The organism is Luteolibacter pohnpeiensis (genome assembly GCF_016595435.1).
In the GTDB taxonomy this organism is placed as follows: domain Bacteria; phylum Verrucomicrobiota; class Verrucomicrobiia; order Verrucomicrobiales; family Akkermansiaceae; genus Luteolibacter; species Luteolibacter pohnpeiensis.
Window position 1 is genome coordinate 83,439 of record NZ_JAENIJ010000001.1, and the last position, 16,454, is coordinate 99,892.

Consider the following 16,454-nt stretch of genomic DNA (forward strand, 5'->3'; position numbering starts at 1 on the left):
TTCGGCAATCCAGCGTTGATTTGAGACAATCCTGCGCGAGCGGGATTTTCCAATCATCGCTAGATTCCAGGCATGTTCTGTTCCTGGAAGAGCGAGCGAGGAGGCGGCTGCAATTGTGCTTACCGCCTTCGCAGACCGATCGGTGAGATTCTCAATCACCTGTGCAGCATCGGCCCTTCCACGCTGATTCTGCGCAGCCCCGGTCTGACGGTGGCGAAAGCCACCCGGTTCGGCCTTCACATCCGTGAAAAGGCGGGGGATTGGAACGTCCTTCATGATGCGGTCAGCGGCCTTCGCACCAACTTGGAGGTCCAGCAGCATGCATTCATCATTCGGGAGTTTTCGGATCAGTGCCCGATTTTGGCTTTCGCGGTCGATGGGCGGCCCGCTGATCTATCGGTTCGTTTGGTAGGACACGATTGGGGATCACCCGCTGTGCGGAAAATGATCGCGGATTTTGATGGAGTCGCACTCGATTGTGCTCAAAGTCGGCAACTTGGGGCAGGTGCCTGGCTAGATGAATGGGAGCAACCGAAGGCAAAGGCACCCACAGTCGAAAACCGATTGGATGAGGCATGCGAAATTCTTCATTCCTGCCAATTATTGGCGGTCGAGGTGAAAACGCCGACAATGCAATGCGATGCCTGTTTCAGTCCATCCTTCATCGATCATGAAGGAACGGTAATCCGAATCGCGGATCGGAAGCGGAACCACATCGTCTATGCGGACGTGGATGCCGCTGGCTTCCGACTCGATCACATTGGCAGCCAAACCGCGCAATTATTTCACTCCATTTGAAAACCAAGCGATGCATTCTCTCGCCAAAACCCGCTATCATCTGATTGAGGCCCCCGCTGACTCGGTTCTGGAAAACCTCTACTGCGGCGTCCCGCTGTATCTGAACGGGAGGACTCCCATGGCTGAAATCACAACGGTGGTTCCGATGAGCGACTCCTTCTTATCGGATGACGATTGGTTTTGTTTTCCAGAGCAAAACCTCCATGTGTGGATGCCTCAAGTTCAGGTAGTGCACGCGATCGAGGTCGACCATCCGTTGCGGCCTTGCCTGACATTGGAAGTGGCCGCTCGGGACGAACCGAGCGCGCTATCGTTTGCGGCGATCGGCAACAGCAGTGAGCGTGACGCATTTCGCAAAGGTCTGGCCAAACATCCGGCCCGTGAGTTGACGGCAAAGCAGTATGAAAAGTGGCGCCTAAAGCATTTTGCCAAGCCACATCAGTGTCCATGTTGTGAAGAAGCTGCCGAAATCCGTCGCAAAGCGCCCGGAAACAGTCCGATCGCGCTGATTTTTGCGGATGCCATCCGGTCCCGCCGCTCTCTTCACTGCCGCGCCGTTGCCAAATCGTTTCAGTTCGGCGTCGAAATGATGCCGAGTGAACTCTTGGTCGGTGATGAGCGGATTGGCGTAGCAGGTGAGGATCAATCCTCGATGATTGAGATCGATCCGGGAATTTGCTATTCGATGGTCATTCGTGAAAACCGGATCGACGATGCACCCTTTACCTCGGTCTATCTCTCGAACTCGATGGGTATTACAGAGTTAGTCATCGAAACTCCAGGTTTCGAGTCCGCCAGAAAGTGGGCGGATCTTTGCCGGAAATAGCGGGTGATCAATATCGGACCTCTTGCGCCTGCCAGCCTTCGTCGCGGATACGGCGCAGCCAGGATTGATAAGATGGCAAGTCCATGGCTTCTCGTGGAGCGGTGGCTTTGCTTGGCCCCTGAAGCACGATGATCGAGCGCTCAATGCTCATACCGGCTGGCAAATCGCCGAATGGAATCAGTTGAATCGATTCATGCCGATCACTGGGATGAATATGGAATTTTGAGGTAACTTTTAGAGATTGCATAGGTTACGTTATCAAAATCCCAAAAAAGCGGCAAGTTACGAATCCGTTCATAACATGGCGAAATCAGGACTGCTCAGCCGCTCGTGAAATCAACCGCCTATCGCTACCGGAAGCGGTATTTGCCGCAGTTCAATTTTTCATCAGCTTCAACCGAGCGATCTGCCATTCCTGCCAGGCGCAGTCGGGCTCGATTTCGTCAACAAAATCGCAATTTTCCCACGAAGCCTGCAGCGTATGGGATTTGATCCGCGAAGCCGCCATGGCATGTGCGATGTGGATCACCTCTTTTTCCGTCAACGCTCTACCCAAGCTTTCCTCAGAAGCGGAAAGCAGGTGTATCAACGGAGGAAATGCAATAAATTCACTCTCCTCCTCTGTCGGTTGCTCGGATATTCAAAAATCATATTATTTTTGAACGAAATGGCGAGTCGATTGTCGTTGGATTTAAATTTTTCCTTCCAACCGTTTGATGCAAAATGCGGATTGCTGACCCAACGATTGAGCACGTGGGATGCCGATTGGAATTCGTTGCTTCGCGTTGCTCAGCTTTGGGAAAAAGGACTTTTGATACTCAAAAACGTAAATTGCTGAAGATCAGTTCATAAATGAAAAAAACTCGGCATCCGTTTCGATGCCGAGTTTTGGAGAAAAAGAAATGGAACGGGTTCCTTTAGTTGTTAGGGCCGCGGTCGTAGTCGATGCGGAAGGTTTTTCCGCGCAGCTTGGAATTGCGGGTGCGTTGGATCACTTGATCGGCGACTTCGGATGGGACATCGACCAGCGTATGCTTCGGGAACAGGGTGATCCGGCCGAGAGTGCCATCCGGTACGCCGGCTTCGCGATACATCATGCCGACGATATCCTTTGGCAGCAGTCCCTGGCCTTTGCCGAGGGAAAGGAATAGCCGGGCCATGCCTTCTTCGCTGCCTTGGGAATTGCGCGGGCCACGTGGTGGGCGTGGTCCTGCTTCGCGATCGCGGGTATTCCGGGTGTTCTGACGACGCGGACCGCGTTCCGGCTCGCGATCTTCCTCGATCATCGATCCTTCACGGCCACTGGCTTCGCGCAGCATGGTGACCAAGGCACCGGCGATGTCGGTTGGGGTGTGGCCTTGCTCGAGCAGGCGGTCGATGGCTTCCTGATGGGATTCAAATTTTCCGCCCTCGAGGCGCTCCTTGAGTGCGTCAAAAATCAGATCGGCGCGGCGGCCTTCGACTTGCTCAACCGATGGGATCTTCTCGCGGGTGATGATGTGGCGCGTGTAGCGCTCAATCGCCTGCATGCGATAGATTTCCCGGCCGAAAACAAACGAAACCGCGCGTCCGGAACGTCCGGCCCGACCGGTGCGGCCGATCCGGTGGACGTAGTCCTCGGGGTCGGTGGGGAGGTCGTAGTTGAAGACGATGTCGATTTCATCAATGTCGAGACCGCGTGCAGCGACGTCGGTAGCGACCAAAAGCTCAACCGATCCGTCGCGGAAGCGCTTCAGCACCCGCTCGCGCATTTGCTGGGTGATGTCGCCGTGCAGACGGTCTGCCGCGTAGCCGCGATTGATCAGGTCTTCGGTGCACTCGTCGACCGAACGCTTGGTGTTGCAGAAAATGATGCCGAGCCGCGGCGGATTCATGTCGAGAATCCGTGAAAGAACCTCGACCTTGGAACGCTGGCGAACCTCGAAGTAGGATTGCTCGATGGTGGAAACCGTGCGGGCTTTTTGCTCGATCTCGATGATTTCCGGCGTGTTGCCGAAGCTCTTGATCAGGCGCGAAACGCCGGGGTTCATCGTGGCGGAGAAGAACAAGGTTTGGCGTGCTTCTGGCAAAGCGCCGAGAAGCTCGTCCATTTCATCCTTGAAGCCCATGTCGAGCATGCGGTCCGCCTCGTCCAGAATCGCCATTTTGATGTGCGATGGGTCAAAGGAGCCACGACGCAAATGGTCGAGTAGGCGTCCAGGGGTGCCGACGACGAGCTGCGCTCCGGAACGGAGTGCGCGAAGTTGGCGATCGATTGGTGCACCACCGTAGACCGGCGTTGCGTGCAGGCCTTTCATCTTCGAGCCGAGGCGATGGACTTCTTCGCAAACCTGCACCGCGAGTTCGCGGGTCGGGCAAAGGATGAGGACTTGTGGGTAACTCGCCTGAACGTCCAGTTTGGTCAGTGCGGGCAGGGAGAATGCTGCGGTTTTACCGGAGCCGGTGGCGGACAAGCCGAGAATGTCTTTTCCTTCCAAGGCTGGTGGAATGGACTTGGCTTGGATAGGGGATGGTTTTTCGTAGCCGAGAGCTTCGATCGCATCGAGAAGTTCCTGCGGCAGGCCGAGTTCAGAAAAGGGAGGGGTGTCCATGGAAGATAAAATGGTACGTGTTGCGGCGTGAAAGTCAGATCGGACGGCGCGGGAGGGAGAGGCAATCGCTGTTTTCGTCAAGAACACAAGCACAGAATGCAGTTTCTGCCGATCGAAGATTCCGGGTTGCAGATCCGGGAAGATCGGGGATGCTCGCGCCGTGGCCAGCTACGAGGAACAAAAGAGGGTAATGAATTGGTCGTTGGCTGCAGCGGTGGTTTTACTGATTGCCAAGGGATTAGCGGCGATTTTGACCGGTTCTTCGGCAATTTATTCCGACGCGGCGGAGTCGGTGGTGCACCTGTTGGCGGTGGCGTTCGCGGTCTGGGCGCTGAGATTCTCTCATAAACCGGCGGATGAGACTCACCACTTCGGTCACGACAAAGTCGCTTTTCTATCTTCCGGTTTTGAAGGGGCGATGATCGCCGCCGCGGCTTTGCTGATTCTGAGCGAAGCCGGTCGGCAGTTTTTTTCCGGTGTTCACCTGTCGAATCTAGGAATAGGTGCGCTGCTGACTGGAGCGGCGGCCGTGATCAATCTGATCTTGGGCCTGTCCTTGGTGAGAATGGGAAAACGCAGTGGCTCGCCATTGATCAAGGCAAACGGGATCCACGTTTTGACAGATGTCTGGTCGAGCATCGCCGTTCTGGTAGCGATCGGATTGATCTGGTGGACCGGTTGGTTGTGGTGGGACCCGATCGCGGCGACGATTGCAGCGCTCAACATCCTGCGCTCGGGCGCGAAACTGATGCGGCAAAGCTTTGGAGGCTTGTTGGATGAGGCGGATTTGGAAATGGAGCGCCAAATCTGTGAGCTGCTGGATACGGAAGTCTCCAAGCGCGGCCTGAGTTATCATAATTTCCGCCATCGCCACTCCGGGCGCACCCACTGGGTGGAGTTTCATTTGGTTTTCGACGATCATTTAACCGTCGGCAAAGCTCACGAGCAGGCGACTGAGGTGGAGTCGGCTGTTGCCGCGTTGCTCTATCCGGATGGCCGGGTGATTTCCCACCTGGAACCGAAATCCGCCGAGCACGAGGAAGAGGTTTGGGAAGAAGCGCGGAAGGTTTGAGAGCGAAATTCCGGTCCGCATGGGGGTGGAGATACGGACCGGTGATTTTTCATGCCATTTACGGATTCTGCCTCCGTAGATAAACGACCTGAGCGCTCACACCGAGGATCAGTGCTACCAGCAAGCCCGCCTGGGTGCCGAGCAGCAGTGGCGATTTCAAATCGGTGACGATCGGATGACCATTGGGAACCCGCCGTAAAACTTCGGAAACGGTGGGCAGAAACAGTAAAAACGCGGTCATGCTCAGGAAAATCGTTTCCAGATAAACGCCGGCGCGTTTCAGCGAACCGATTTTACCCACGGTGTAACCGGCGAATAATAACAATAACGTCAGGATTGCGATGACCCGGCTGACGTTCTGATGGGCAATCGGGAAAACCGTGACTGCTCCGAGCAACATGCAGATGAAATAGACGACCCCGGGCACGGATCGCGGCACGATTCGACCTTTTCGGGCAAGCATGTAGATGGCGACTGGGATGGCGGGCAGGCTACTGAGGGTGTGCACCCATCCAAGTGGTGAGATTCCAAACATATTCGTGGTTCTTGTGGTTCAGTTTTGTGGATTCAAGCTATCTACCAGTAGGTAGACTTGACAATGAGAGTTATGCATTTCGTTTTTTAGGCAAGATCAAGAATGGAGCGTCAGGCGATCGATCAAGGCATGAACGATGGTGCTAAAGATGGAGGCATCACCGTAGGCCCTGGCTGAAAGCATGGCTCCGTGAAGTGTCGCCATGAACTTTTCCGCTTCAGTTTGCGCGGAGGAGGACAGTTTGAGGTCGCCAAGCTCCTCGCCTCGTTCGATCACGCGAGTCAGCCACTTGGATAGCATCTGGAAATGAGACCTGACCTCAATCACCACTTCCTCAGGCAGAACCGGAATTTGTGAAGCCAGTAACGCGCAGATGCAAAACGGAGCGGTCGCGTCCGCGATGCATTTCTCCCAGTATCCGGTGTAGGCTTTGAGCTGATCGATGGGATTTTTCACATGCTGCTCAAGTTGAGCCAATCCTGCTTCGGCTTCCTTCCGATAGCGCGAAACAAGAGCCACCACCAATCCTGCTTTGCTCGGAAAATGGTGATGGATGCTGGCCTTGCGAATCCCGACCTGAGCCGAAATATCCGCATAGCTAAACCCATTGTAGCCCCCCGCAACGATCAGCTCCCGTGCGCTGGAAAGGATGGAGTCTGCGGTGGAAGACAAGTTGGTCATGAATGAAATCTACCGACTGATAGGTAGATTGCAATCGAAATTTTCTTGGGAAGATTTGAAGATCGTTTGTGTTGGCTGAAGGCCTCCTCCGTAAAGACGGTGCGCATGAATCATTGGTCGGGTTTGCGGTGATACCCAATCCCATGTTTGGGCGAAATCCCTGCGGACAGTGGTTGATCCGGTTCGTTAAGGGCGGTTAAGTGGCGGGGCGATGCCGAAGATCCGAGTCCTTTCCGATATTCTCGCCAGCCAGGTGGCGGCGGGGGAGGTGGTGGAACGTCCGGCTTCGGTGGTGAAAGAACTGGTTGAAAACAGCATCGACGCCGGAGCAAAGGAAATCCGGGTGGATGTCGACAAAGGCGGTGCGGCCTTGATCCGGGTGTCGGACGATGGCTGCGGCATGTCGCGCGAGGACGCGCTGCTTTCACTGGAGCGCCATGCGACGAGTAAACTGCGCGAATCCAGTGACCTTGCGGCGGTGCGGACCCTTGGATTTCGCGGTGAAGCGGTGCCGAGCATCGCCAGCGTTTCCCGTTTTCGCATGGTGACCCGGGAAACCGATGCCGTCTCCGGTACCGAAATTTCCGTCGATGGTGGCAAGCTGCGGGACGTGCGCGATGCGGGTGGCGCGCCGGGCACCCAGATCGAGGCGAAGTCGCTTTTTTTTAACATGCCGGCGCGGCGGAAATTCATGCGCGCGGAGAGCACGGAGTCGGCGCACGTCGAGCATCAGGTGCGCTTGCACGCGCTGGCGGCACCGTGGGTGCGGTTTCGCTTGCGGCGCGATGATCGCAGCATTTTCGATTTGCCGCCGGTGGCGAAAGCCGTGGATCGCGTGCGGCAGATCGTTGGCACTGAGTTGGCGCGGGAGCTCATTTCCTTACCAATCGGGCATGGCAACGGGGTGTCCGTGGAGGGTTTCGTGCTGCCAGCCAAACATGCGCGCAAGGGGCGGCGGCATCAGTTTGTGTTTCTCAACGGTCGGCCGGTCGAGGATGCGGTGATTTCCCGTGCATTGGCAGAAGGGTTTCGCGGCGCGATCGCGGATGGTCTGCATCCGGCGGCATGGCTGTGGATCGATCTGGAACCGGGGTTGGTCGACGTCAACGTTCATCCCGCCAAACGCGAGGTGCGATTTCATCGGCCGCTGGATTTGAGAGACGCCATTCTGGAATCGGTGACTGCGGGGCTCAAACCTCCCGTCCAAAGTGCGACGCCTGTGCCGGTGACGCGGGTGGAGTCGCCTGCGGTTGATTTGCCGACCCGATCCGTTGCCGCTTCGCGAGTGCCGCAACGACCTGTTTTCAGCGCTAAAAACGTTCAGCCCGAATTGAAGTGGTCGCCGCCCAAGCAGTCGGTGGTGAAGTCTGAACCTGATGTGAAATCTACTGCACTTCCCGTAGAACCGGCTGAATCCAAAGCAGTGGAAACCATGGCATCGCCGCGCGCGAGGTTCAAGGTGATGGCGATGTTGCATCAGCGCTATGTCTTGCTGGAAAGTGAGGACGGTCTTGTGGTTTTAGATCCGAAAGCAGCGAAAGAGCGGATCTTGTATGAGGCCATGCTGGCGTGCCGGTCCGGAAGCATGGCAACCCAGGGATTGTTGGTGCCGGTTTTGTTAGAGATGGACCCGCGTGACCTGGATTTGCTGTTGCGCGAGCGGGATGCGTTGGCGGACGCGGGAGTGGAATTGGACGGATTTGGCGGCAATACCGTGCAGGTCCGGAGTTTGCCGGCTTGCCTGCCGGTTTCCGAGCCGCGTCCGTTTTTGGAAGAGTTGGTCGAAGAATTGTTGCACGAGGCAACGCCTGGGAAGCGGTTTGCCTTCGAGCGTCTGGCGAAAATTCTGGCGAAACGTGCTTCGTGGTTGGTGCGTCCGAAATTGGCGGAGATCGATGGTTTGTTGGATGAGCTTTTCCGTTGTGATCTGCCGTATTGCGCCGCTGATGGACGGCCGACATTGACCGAGTTCAGCTTGAGCGAGCTGCAGCGCCGATTTGGCGGAGCGGGGTGAGCGCATCAGAATGTCGCCCCGTTGGGGCTCGGTTTTCGTGGGGGGCTTGTATCCAAGGTTGCACCTTGGGCTAATGCATTTCACCCCGTTGGGGAGATGGGAGATGGTGATTCTGTTAGAACGATGATGAACGAAATCCCATGGAATCACGCATTGATGAAACGGTGTCGCCCCAATCGGGGCGAAATGAGATAGCCCAGGGCATCGCCCTGGGTTGAATATGCCTCCCCGTTCAACCCCAACGGGGTGTCATGATGGTGGTATTGGAGGCGAGTTTATCCGGAGGACTCCGAGTGTGCTGTTAGAGCGATGTTGAACGAAATCCCCACGGAATCACGCATTGATGAAACGGTGTCGCCCCAATCGGGGCGAAATGAGATAGCCCAGGGCATCGCCCTGGGTTGAACATCCCCCCTATTCAACCCCAACGGGGTGTCATGATGGTGGTAGGGGTTCGAGTTTACACCGGTGAGTGCAAATGTTTTGCTAACTTGTAGTGAAAGCCATTCTTAAAATCTTCCTATGGATACTCACTGCGCTGGCAGGATTTTTCTCGCTATTTGTTGGGGCGACCTCCGCGTCGGATTGGTTCGTGATTCGTCACTATGACGACTATATCAAGCAAGACCTCGTCGTTCATGGGGTCAGCAAAGAATCCAATCCGGATGGGACGTCCGGATATCGCCTTGAAGGATTCATTGGGAGTGAGAGCATCACGTTCTCAGTCGATTCGTCGAAATACGAATATTTCTCACAACCAAAGGCACGAGGGGAAGTGGTTCAAATTTATCGGAACCCAAAGGCAATGTCGGTGACCTTCCAGCAAAAGAGCCTCAATGTGATTTTTGCGGATGAGTGGCGGGATCTTGAGCCGCTTGTAATCAGCGCAAGGTCGACAATGTGGATTGCGATCGCTTTATTTTCGGTCGCTGCGGTGTTATGGATCATCGCCCGATTCGCTCTTCCGCCGATTCATTCTCGGGGTGGGGGTATGGGCATTACAGGATGATCCTTCTTGTTTCGATCGTCCGATTCGCTAAAACGCTGACGGACATGAGGCTGCCAAATTTCCAGAATGCCCGCCGGGCGATCATCGGCTGTATCGCCTTGGCGGCGGGATCACTGCAGGCTGGCCCGATGGAAGTTCGGCTGGCTGCGGCTCATGATGAATTTTTGGTAAATCGGCGCGAAGCGATTCATGGTTTGCTGGATCCGTTCGGCGTGCCAGAGGTGGCGCGGCCTGTGATCGAGACCCCACGCGGACCATTTCATAAGCCCGAGGACTGGAAGCGGCACGTGGTGGCAACCGTGTTTTGGGTCGGCGAGCAACCGAGTGAAAATAATCCTACCGCGAACACCAAAAGTGCTTGGGATCCGAACTGGCAGGCAAATTTTGGTGGGTATGATGACCCGTTGGCTCGTGATGGATATGCGCCTGCGGGGTTTGTCCCCCAGCAAAACTCATTTTATGTCGCTCTGCCTTACAATGATCTAACATCTGGCGGAAAGCACCGGGAAGAAGCATCCAAAGTCATTCCCTGGTTCTGGGAGAAATATCGCGGCGATGGCATCTCGGTTTGCAAAGGGCATTGGGTCGAAATTCATCGAGGGGGCAGGGTCTGCTATGCCCAGTGGGAGGATGTCGGACCGTTTGTCGTAGATCATTGGCAGTATGTTTTTGGCCAGGAAAGGCCGCGATTGAATCGAAACAACGCAGCGGGAATCGATTTAAGCCCGGCAGTGCGGGATTTTCTCGGATTGCGCAGTGGCGAGGAAGTCGAGTGGCGTTTTGTCGAAGACTACGAAGTGCCAGTCGGGCCCTGGAGGCGCTGATGCTCAATAGCTGATCCGCGCCGATCGTCTCGGATCATCACCACTGACGACCACCATTACGCGATCGCGTTCAAATCTTTATTGAAAAAAGATCCTGAGGTTTCTACGACTGATGCGTCCCATGACAACACGCCCAGCCTGTTGGTGAACCTGACTGAGCTTGGCAATCCCCCCCAACAACCTCCCCCCGAGATGAATACCAGCCACTTGGCTGCCTTTGCGGCAGCTTTGGCAAGCGCATGCTTGTCGCCAAATTGCTTCGCTGATTCCAGCGAATTGCAGCTCCCCGTTGGCAGTCTGACTGCCAGCCCCGGATGGGTCCGGGAAGGGGTAAAGCCACAACTCACCTGGAGCATCACCTATCCTGAGGTGGTCACCGATTTGGTGGAAATCGAGGAGCCGGGCACGATTTGCGCAAAGGTTCCTGTCAACATGGACGTTCGTGTGATCGGAGCCTCGGTGAAGGCTGTCTGGACGGACTCCCTGGGCAAGATCCTCAAATGGCAGTGGGTGCCAACCGAAGCTAGAATCAGCCTCAATGGCGGGTCCTATTCCCGGATTTTCTACAACACCCAGGATCAGGTAAATCCTAACACCATCATCTACTCGAAGAGTCTTTCCAAAGGGAACAAGGTCGATTTTGGCGGACGTTATTACTTCCAGAGTCTCTGGTCTCATTTCTACACGACCACGAATGGCAACTACAACGTCGTGGCATTGGTAAATGGTGACGTTCCGCCAACCACGGTTCCGCTTTATCAGCAGCCGACGATCGAAAGTTTCATCAAGCCGTATCTGGATGAGGAAGGGCGGATCAAAATCGGCCCGAAAGATGTGATCTATCTGATGGAACTGACCCATACGGATCGCAACGACGGTGGTTTCGATCTCCAGGACTTGGCCTTGATCGTGACCTTTACCAAACAGTAGCCGGGTCGCCTTAGGGCGATCCATTTCCTGAAAAGTCGATGAAATTCCTGTTATCCAGCTTGCTCGCACTTGGGCCATCGTTGGTGCTTGGACAGACGCCTGTCGCTCCGGTTCAGCCGGCGAAGACGGTGACCAAAGTGACTGAGCAGGAGCTCGCGCAGCGCTTGCTGCAGACCGAGATGCGCGATCTTCAGAAGAAATCGAAATCAGCCGATTCTTCCGATCCATCCGAAGGTTCGCGACCGAAAAATCTGTTAGATCGATCGACCATCCTCTGCTTCGGAGGCATGGCGACACTGGTGCCGAAGGGAGCGGTGTTGCACATTCCGGCATCCATCGCGGATCGGATTGGCATGCAGGATGGCGCGAAAATCGTCACCTGGCGGGAGTTCCAAATCGCCAATCGCGGCTGGATTGTCACTCAAGAGGTGACCATGGCCCAAGCCGAAGGCAAGGAGCCGTTAGCCGCGAATGTGGCGAATCGATTGGGTAAGGAAATCAACATGGTTGTCGCAACTTATCAGGGCGGGCCGATCTCAATGTTGAAACCGCTGGAAACCCATAGCGAAAGCAGCCAACCATGAATACATTCAAGGTCCTATTCTGCGTTGCAGTCGCCGCGATTTCAACCGGGGCCGTGCTGGCCGAGGATGTGATATTTACCAATTCCATCCGCCAAATTCAGGTGCCGTCCGGCGTCGAATGGGACATGCCGGTGGATCCACAAGGGGAAGATCAGTCACAGGTGGGGGTGGATAGTACCGGATCAAAATTTGAACTTTGGACGGTCCGGACTCCCGGCCCGATCGCCTATTTGTTAGATACGGCTTACGTCGGTGCCTACATCCCGAAAGCGAGTATTGTTATTGAGTCCGCGGATCCATTCAGCAAAGAGGGACTGGTCCGTACCAGGGCGGATCAACCCTTCAAGGTTTATACAACGGTTCAGAATCTCGTTGCTGATTCAGAGGCACCAACTGCGGCGAAGCAAGTGACTTATGTTCACCATAAACAAGCCTATGGTGAAGGTGGTCCGGCGGCAAATCAGCCCGATCAGGCGATTTTGCATTCGAAGGATACTTTGACTGAGAACAAGACCTACGAGGATGATCGTGACATCACGGTCGTTCCGGGTGCTGAACGGATGAAGGTCTGGGGTGAGGAGCGGTTTTCCGTATTTTCCGTCCAAGATGGAGATGTGCCGCCGACTGAGCTGGATTCCAAGACCATCCAAATCCTGCCAGTGGTGACCGGTGAAATTTCAGGAATCACCGAGGGCGAATCGATCAAATTTGCATTACCGGAAATGACGTTCACGGCGCAGGATGTTTACCCGCAGGAAGGTATTACCGTGCAAGTTTATCAGGGCGCTTACGATGAGACAAAAGCGACAAAGACGGTGGTGCAAATGCCGATCGGCTGGACCAACACTTCATGGGATAATCCACAATCGATCGAACTCACTGGCAGCAAATCCGATTTGAGTCGTGTGATCACTTCAGACGGTGAGTGGACGATTGAGCTTTGGGCGGACAATCCATATTTTGGTAAGCTAGAACTCGCCCATGTCACCTTCGACTACAAGTCAGCGATCCAGGTGCAAGGATTGGTTGGTGGTCTGGAATGATTCACTTTTCCGGCTGATGGGCTTTTTCGGCCTTCACCAATTCCAATCGCAAATTCTCATTTCGATAAATCAACGAAACCTTGGCCTCACTTTTCTGGCGGAGAAGATCTTCGACTTCCGTGAGAGCGAGCAACAAGATCAGCCCCTTGACTGGTTCACGATGACAAGACTCGGTCCGAGTGACATACTGATCTTCCATGGTCCGGTTTTTCCGGTCGGTGGTCAAAGCTCCGTATTCGGCGCCAAGCTGTTTTCTCAGGTCCTCGAATCGGGCCAGAATGATGTCCGAGGTGGCCGAAGGATCCGAGTAATCGACCGTCAGCTCATACATGCGGCCGGTGAGAAATCGCCCCTCGACAGCGGCCGCCTTGGTGTCCGGCAAATAACCGCTCCGGGGTTGGATGCGGACCACGCGCAATGCGGGTTGATCTCCGGGCAGAGAAATAGTAACGTCAAGCGAATGTCGGGAGGCCCAGTCTATCAACTTTTCCGGAGAATCTCCCCAGCGCAGGCCGAAGGGAGGGTCGACCAGTGCTTGCCCATGAGCCGGACCCATGGCGAAAGCCATCAGAATCGCGGTGAGGATCAGTTTTCTGGCAGCAAGGAACACGCAGGCAGTTTAGGCGGAATCGAAACCCGCCACAAGCCGCGATCAAGCGCTCAAGCCGGGTTTGCCTTATTGGAAGTGACGGTGGCGCTGGCATTACTGGTCGTTATCGGCATGGTAATGCTCAAATTGTCTCTCAACGTCGTTTATCCGCGACAGTGGATGATGCAGCAGAGCCTCACGGATGCCTATCTTTCCGGGGAACGGGCGCGGGCCGAACGGATTTCTTTTTCGGATCTGAACCAAGACGATGCCAGTGTTTCCCTTTGGACCACGACGGCGAATACGACGGATGATGTGCTGCTTGGTAAACTTCCAGGAGGAAAGGAAGTCACGGGATCGGTCACCCGGGTGATGACTGCGGATTCAAATAATCCTGAAAATGGAAATCTGCATGAGGATGAAAATCCGGCGGCCATGAAGATCTGGAAATTGGAAAGCACGCTGAAATATACCATTGGCGGTAGAAACTACGAGAAATCTCGTACCATCATTCGAATGCAATGAAAATCCAGCGCGGTCATCACCAACGGGGGTTTACTCTGATCGAACTGGCATTGGCCATGGGGCTTGGCATTACTGTGGGTGCCATGCTGCTGGCGGTGGTGAATCAGCAGGTCTCATTTCTCACCATTTACCGGGCACAGGGATTTCTCATCGATGAGGCCCCGATGATGAATATGTATTTTTCCCGTGTGATGGCCAAGGCGGATCAGGTGGAGTTGAAATACCTCAAGGATAACGGGCTAACGGAAGATCCAAATTCAGGCAGCAAGGATGCGAATGCGTTATTGATGCATTTCCGTCAGCCGGATGGAACGTGGACATCCTCGGTTCTGGGTTACAACGAAGAGACTCTGGAGTTGGCTTATTTCACCACCACGGACACGGGGAATAATCCCGTGTGGACCAAGCAATGGACAGTGGCAAAATTGACCAGCGGTGAAAACGTCGGTGTCGTATTTGAGATCGAAGACGGTGTTGTTGAAATGGCGCTGACCGGGCCGGCCGGAGAAGAGATATCCTATTACAGTTACCCCTCGTATTCCGGGGACATCAGCGAATGAGACTCACCTTCCATCATCGCCGCAATCGTGGATTCATCACCCTGTTGATGGTGATCTCCACCGGCGTCTTGCTCACTTTCATGATGATCTTCGCCTATCGCAGCGCGATGAAATCCCATGCGGTGCAGGCGGATGTTCAACTGTATGTGGATTACGGTGAAAAGGAGGATGCGATCCTGCGATCCATCGTCTCAAATGTGCCGAATCAAGCCATCAATACGATGCGCTATGCTCCTGTCTCAAGCGGTGCGGCGGATGAACGGACCTGGGAATCGATTTTCACCAAGGCAGTCGAGGATGCGAATATTTTACGCACGGACGGAACTACGGGAAACATCGGAGATATCCGCCTGAGTTCGGATGAGGATGCGGAGCCCTTCAGTATCGGATCGCCTGGTGAAATGTTCGGCAGCATTCATAGATCTGGCGACTCGAAAGAATGGGTTTCGCCAGCGGTTTCCTTTGATTCGTCAGTTGATCCCTGGAAAACTCCGCGGAACGGTTACCCACCACTACTGGTGTGGAATTCTGCTGAGGCGATTAATTCCGCCACCATGGAGTTGGATTATGATTATCCGATCATTGCGAACGACAAAATGTATCAACTGGCGGGTGAGGAAAGCCGCTTTCAGGTCTTGAATTATCCAGATATCAACTTCGGTTATTTCTTTACTGAAAATGGATCGACCCAAAGAAAGTTCGTCGCCAAACGCAATTGGTGGGCGTTCGAGATGGATCTGGGAGCGCATGATCGCGCGACCACCAAGGTTGCTCGATTTGGCCGGAAGTTCGTGCTGTCAATTTATGAAGTGCCGTCTCAGCTGGCACTTTCCGCATCTGCATTCATGAATCTCCAAGGGGATGCATGGGATGCGGCCACCATTGATGGGACCGTCTTCGCTGGCAGGGCTAATGGCGGTGCTGGTGTGGACCAATTGGCGCTTCGGCGCGGTGAGGAATCCACCGATGTTGCGGTTTCTTCAGAGAGCGGTCGCGTCGCCTTTGTGCCGATCAATCGCGGCGCATTATTTTTCGACCGCTTTGCCAGTAGCAATCCGGTCGGTGGAACAGACACCGTTTCACCAACGACGTGGGATGAATACACCATGGGCTCGGTGCAGTGTGCGATGCAGCTCGATGTGGTGGCAGTTGATGGTGATAGCAAGCCGACCAGCATCCGCATGTCATGGTTGAATGCGACGGGCGATCGAGTTGACCGTGAGTATGCTGCAGCCGAGTGGAATGATGGTGCCCTTCCTTTCGAGGTCGATACTGTAATCAGTGCGCAAACTGCGGTGGTTTTGAAGCCGGATATGCTGGCTGCTTGGCTGGCGAGTGTTGGCGGCGCAGATACTTCCGTGAATGATTCCATCGCAGTGAATGTCGATTACCGCTCGGCCTATCTGGGGGCCAGCTATAAGCCGAATTGGGATGCTGATGCCGGAACAATCGATGCCGGGAATGTGGCAATGGTCCTGCGTAATTGCTCGGATCTAACCAGTTTCCCCAAAGGGTTTTCCCTGGTTTCGAACTTGCGCCTTTATATCGATGACGACTTTAACCAAGAGAAAATCTCCGATAAGTCCTCGGCCTTGGATAATAAATATCCACCGTGCTCGATTTTTGCTCCGGAAAAACGTTATGGCGCCAATGAAACGCCCAAGTCCGTTGAATTCGCCGGTCAGATCGGCTCACTGAAAGACGAAAACAAGCAGGGAGATGACGATGCGATTGATCCACTGCAAACCCAGAGCGGTTCGGGGGAGGACTTGGATGTTTCGATGGATCTGGCGCCGATCCGCACCGTGGAGGAACTGCCGCCGATCATGATGATGAACTGGCTGGTGGTGCTGGAGGAAGTGAAGTAGGGCCG

18 protein-coding genes are annotated in these 16,454 nt (G+C 54.7%); 12 read left to right on the forward strand and 6 right to left on the reverse strand.

The window, feature by feature from the left end; translation table 11 throughout:
- Positions 1–72 precede the first annotated feature (72 nt).
- Together JIN85_RS00325 and JIN85_RS00330 are read left to right on the forward strand one after the other, a co-directional pair.
- Positions 73–798 carry a hypothetical protein gene (locus JIN85_RS00325; protein ID WP_200266426.1) on the forward strand — a complete coding sequence of 242 codons (726 nt, stop codon included), beginning with the start codon at positions 73–75 and terminating at the stop codon, positions 796–798.
- A gap of 10 nt (positions 799–808) precedes the next feature.
- Positions 809–1,624, forward strand: a complete 816-nt coding sequence (locus tag JIN85_RS00330; RefSeq protein WP_200266428.1) for a hypothetical protein — start codon at positions 809–811, stop codon at positions 1,622–1,624.
- Between the two features lie 7 nt (positions 1,625–1,631).
- On the opposite strand, the gene JIN85_RS00335 is transcribed toward JIN85_RS00330, so the two are convergent.
- The 3 genes from JIN85_RS00335 to JIN85_RS00345 form a co-directional block, all read right to left on the reverse strand.
- A complete protein-coding gene (locus tag JIN85_RS00335; protein ID WP_200266430.1) occupies positions 1,632–1,871 on the reverse strand; it encodes a hypothetical protein in 240 nt (79 codons plus the stop codon).
- A gap of 129 nt (positions 1,872–2,000) precedes the next feature.
- Positions 2,001–2,213 carry a hypothetical protein gene (locus tag JIN85_RS00340; protein ID WP_200266432.1) on the reverse strand — a complete coding sequence of 71 codons (213 nt, stop codon included), beginning with the start codon at positions 2,211–2,213 and terminating at the stop codon, positions 2,001–2,003.
- 328 nt (positions 2,214–2,541) lie between these two features.
- Complete coding sequence (locus tag JIN85_RS00345) at positions 2,542–4,215, reverse strand: DEAD/DEAH box helicase (protein WP_200266434.1); 1,674 nt, start codon at positions 4,213–4,215, stop codon at positions 2,542–2,544.
- Positions 4,216–4,405: 190 nt separating this feature from the next.
- Between JIN85_RS00345 and JIN85_RS00350 the strand changes: the two genes are divergently transcribed.
- Positions 4,406–5,287 carry a cation diffusion facilitator family transporter gene (locus JIN85_RS00350; protein WP_200266436.1) on the forward strand — a complete coding sequence of 294 codons (882 nt, stop codon included), beginning with the start codon at positions 4,406–4,408 and terminating at the stop codon, positions 5,285–5,287.
- A gap of 58 nt (positions 5,288–5,345) precedes the next feature.
- On the opposite strand, the gene JIN85_RS00355 is transcribed toward JIN85_RS00350, so the two are convergent.
- Both JIN85_RS00355 and JIN85_RS00360 read right to left on the reverse strand, forming a co-directional pair.
- Positions 5,346–5,822: a hypothetical protein gene (locus JIN85_RS00355; RefSeq protein WP_200266438.1), complete on the reverse strand. Its 477-nt coding sequence runs from the start codon at positions 5,820–5,822 to the stop codon at positions 5,346–5,348.
- Positions 5,823–5,918: 96 nt separating this feature from the next.
- Entirely contained in the window at positions 5,919–6,503 is a 585-nt protein-coding gene (locus tag JIN85_RS00360) for a TetR/AcrR family transcriptional regulator (RefSeq protein ID WP_200266440.1), read from the reverse strand.
- A 211-nt stretch (positions 6,504–6,714) separates the two neighbouring features.
- Between JIN85_RS00360 and mutL the strand changes: the two genes are divergently transcribed.
- From mutL to JIN85_RS00390, 6 genes are all read left to right on the forward strand, one after another.
- Positions 6,715–8,517, forward strand: a complete 1,803-nt coding sequence (gene mutL, locus JIN85_RS00365) for a DNA mismatch repair endonuclease MutL (protein ID WP_200266442.1) — start codon at positions 6,715–6,717, stop codon at positions 8,515–8,517.
- A gap of 496 nt (positions 8,518–9,013) precedes the next feature.
- Positions 9,014–9,526 (forward strand): hypothetical protein, encoded by a 513-nt coding sequence (locus tag JIN85_RS00370; protein ID WP_200266444.1) that lies wholly within the window; start codon positions 9,014–9,016, stop codon positions 9,524–9,526.
- Positions 9,523–10,350 (forward strand): hypothetical protein, encoded by an 828-nt coding sequence (locus JIN85_RS00375; RefSeq protein WP_200266446.1) that lies wholly within the window; start codon positions 9,523–9,525, stop codon positions 10,348–10,350. Before JIN85_RS00370 ends, JIN85_RS00375 begins: the two co-directional genes overlap by 4 nt.
- Before the next feature lie 81 nt (positions 10,351–10,431).
- Entirely contained in the window at positions 10,432–11,280 is an 849-nt protein-coding gene (locus tag JIN85_RS00380) for a hypothetical protein (RefSeq protein ID WP_200266448.1), read from the forward strand.
- A 38-nt stretch (positions 11,281–11,318) separates the two neighbouring features.
- A complete protein-coding gene (locus tag JIN85_RS00385) occupies positions 11,319–11,864 on the forward strand; it encodes a hypothetical protein (protein ID WP_200266450.1) in 546 nt (181 codons plus the stop codon).
- On the forward strand, positions 11,861–12,907 hold the full coding sequence (locus JIN85_RS00390; RefSeq protein WP_200266451.1) for a hypothetical protein: 1,047 nt from the start codon (positions 11,861–11,863) through the stop codon (positions 12,905–12,907). The genes JIN85_RS00385 and JIN85_RS00390 overlap by 4 nt, the downstream gene beginning before the upstream one ends.
- Position 12,908: 1 nt before the next feature.
- Here the strand turns inward: JIN85_RS00390 and JIN85_RS00395 are convergent, their stop codons facing one another.
- Positions 12,909–13,463, reverse strand: coding sequence for a hypothetical protein (locus JIN85_RS00395; protein WP_200266452.1), 555 nt, complete (start codon positions 13,461–13,463; stop codon positions 12,909–12,911).
- Between JIN85_RS00395 and JIN85_RS00400 the strand changes: the two genes are divergently transcribed.
- The 3 genes from JIN85_RS00400 to JIN85_RS00410 are packed head-to-tail and all read left to right on the forward strand — an operon-like array spanning position 13,449 to position 16,449.
- A complete protein-coding gene (locus JIN85_RS00400; protein ID WP_200266453.1) occupies positions 13,449–14,021 on the forward strand; it encodes a type IV pilus modification PilV family protein in 573 nt (190 codons plus the stop codon). The genes JIN85_RS00395 and JIN85_RS00400 overlap by 15 nt on opposite strands.
- Positions 14,018–14,581, forward strand: a complete 564-nt coding sequence (locus JIN85_RS00405) for a PulJ/GspJ family protein (RefSeq protein WP_200266454.1) — start codon at positions 14,018–14,020, stop codon at positions 14,579–14,581. The genes JIN85_RS00400 and JIN85_RS00405 overlap by 4 nt, the downstream gene beginning before the upstream one ends.
- Positions 14,578–16,449 (forward strand): hypothetical protein, encoded by a 1,872-nt coding sequence (locus JIN85_RS00410; protein WP_200266455.1) that lies wholly within the window; start codon positions 14,578–14,580, stop codon positions 16,447–16,449. The genes JIN85_RS00405 and JIN85_RS00410 overlap by 4 nt, the downstream gene beginning before the upstream one ends.
- Positions 16,450–16,454 lie beyond the last annotated feature (5 nt).

Coding starts and splice junctions, on each gene's coding strand:
- JIN85_RS00385 (WP_200266450.1), top strand. CDS start 11,319: ATGAAATTCCTGTTATCCAGCTTGCTCGCACTTGGGCCATCGTTGGTG.
- JIN85_RS00345 (WP_200266434.1), bottom strand. CDS start 4,215: ATGGACACCCCTCCCTTTTCTGAACTCGGCCTGCCGCAGGAACTTCTC.
- JIN85_RS00395 (WP_200266452.1), bottom strand. CDS start 13,463: ATGGGTCCGGCTCATGGGCAAGCACTGGTCGACCCTCCCTTCGGCCTG.
- JIN85_RS00410 (WP_200266455.1), top strand. CDS start 14,578: ATGAGACTCACCTTCCATCATCGCCGCAATCGTGGATTCATCACCCTG.
- JIN85_RS00400 (WP_200266453.1), top strand. CDS start 13,449: ATGAGCCGGACCCATGGCGAAAGCCATCAGAATCGCGGTGAGGATCAG.
- JIN85_RS00335 (WP_200266430.1), bottom strand. CDS start 1,871: ATGCAATCTCTAAAAGTTACCTCAAAATTCCATATTCATCCCAGTGAT.
- JIN85_RS00390 (WP_200266451.1), top strand. CDS start 11,861: ATGAATACATTCAAGGTCCTATTCTGCGTTGCAGTCGCCGCGATTTCA.
- JIN85_RS00405 (WP_200266454.1), top strand. CDS start 14,018: ATGAAAATCCAGCGCGGTCATCACCAACGGGGGTTTACTCTGATCGAA.
- JIN85_RS00350 (WP_200266436.1), top strand. CDS start 4,406: ATGAATTGGTCGTTGGCTGCAGCGGTGGTTTTACTGATTGCCAAGGGA.
- JIN85_RS00355 (WP_200266438.1), bottom strand. CDS start 5,822: ATGTTTGGAATCTCACCACTTGGATGGGTGCACACCCTCAGTAGCCTG.
- mutL (WP_200266442.1), top strand. CDS start 6,715: ATGCCGAAGATCCGAGTCCTTTCCGATATTCTCGCCAGCCAGGTGGCG.
- JIN85_RS00375 (WP_200266446.1), top strand. CDS start 9,523: ATGATCCTTCTTGTTTCGATCGTCCGATTCGCTAAAACGCTGACGGAC.
- JIN85_RS00330 (WP_200266428.1), top strand. CDS start 809: ATGCATTCTCTCGCCAAAACCCGCTATCATCTGATTGAGGCCCCCGCT.
- JIN85_RS00360 (WP_200266440.1), bottom strand. CDS start 6,503: ATGACCAACTTGTCTTCCACCGCAGACTCCATCCTTTCCAGCGCACGG.
- JIN85_RS00325 (WP_200266426.1), top strand. CDS start 73: ATGTTCTGTTCCTGGAAGAGCGAGCGAGGAGGCGGCTGCAATTGTGCT.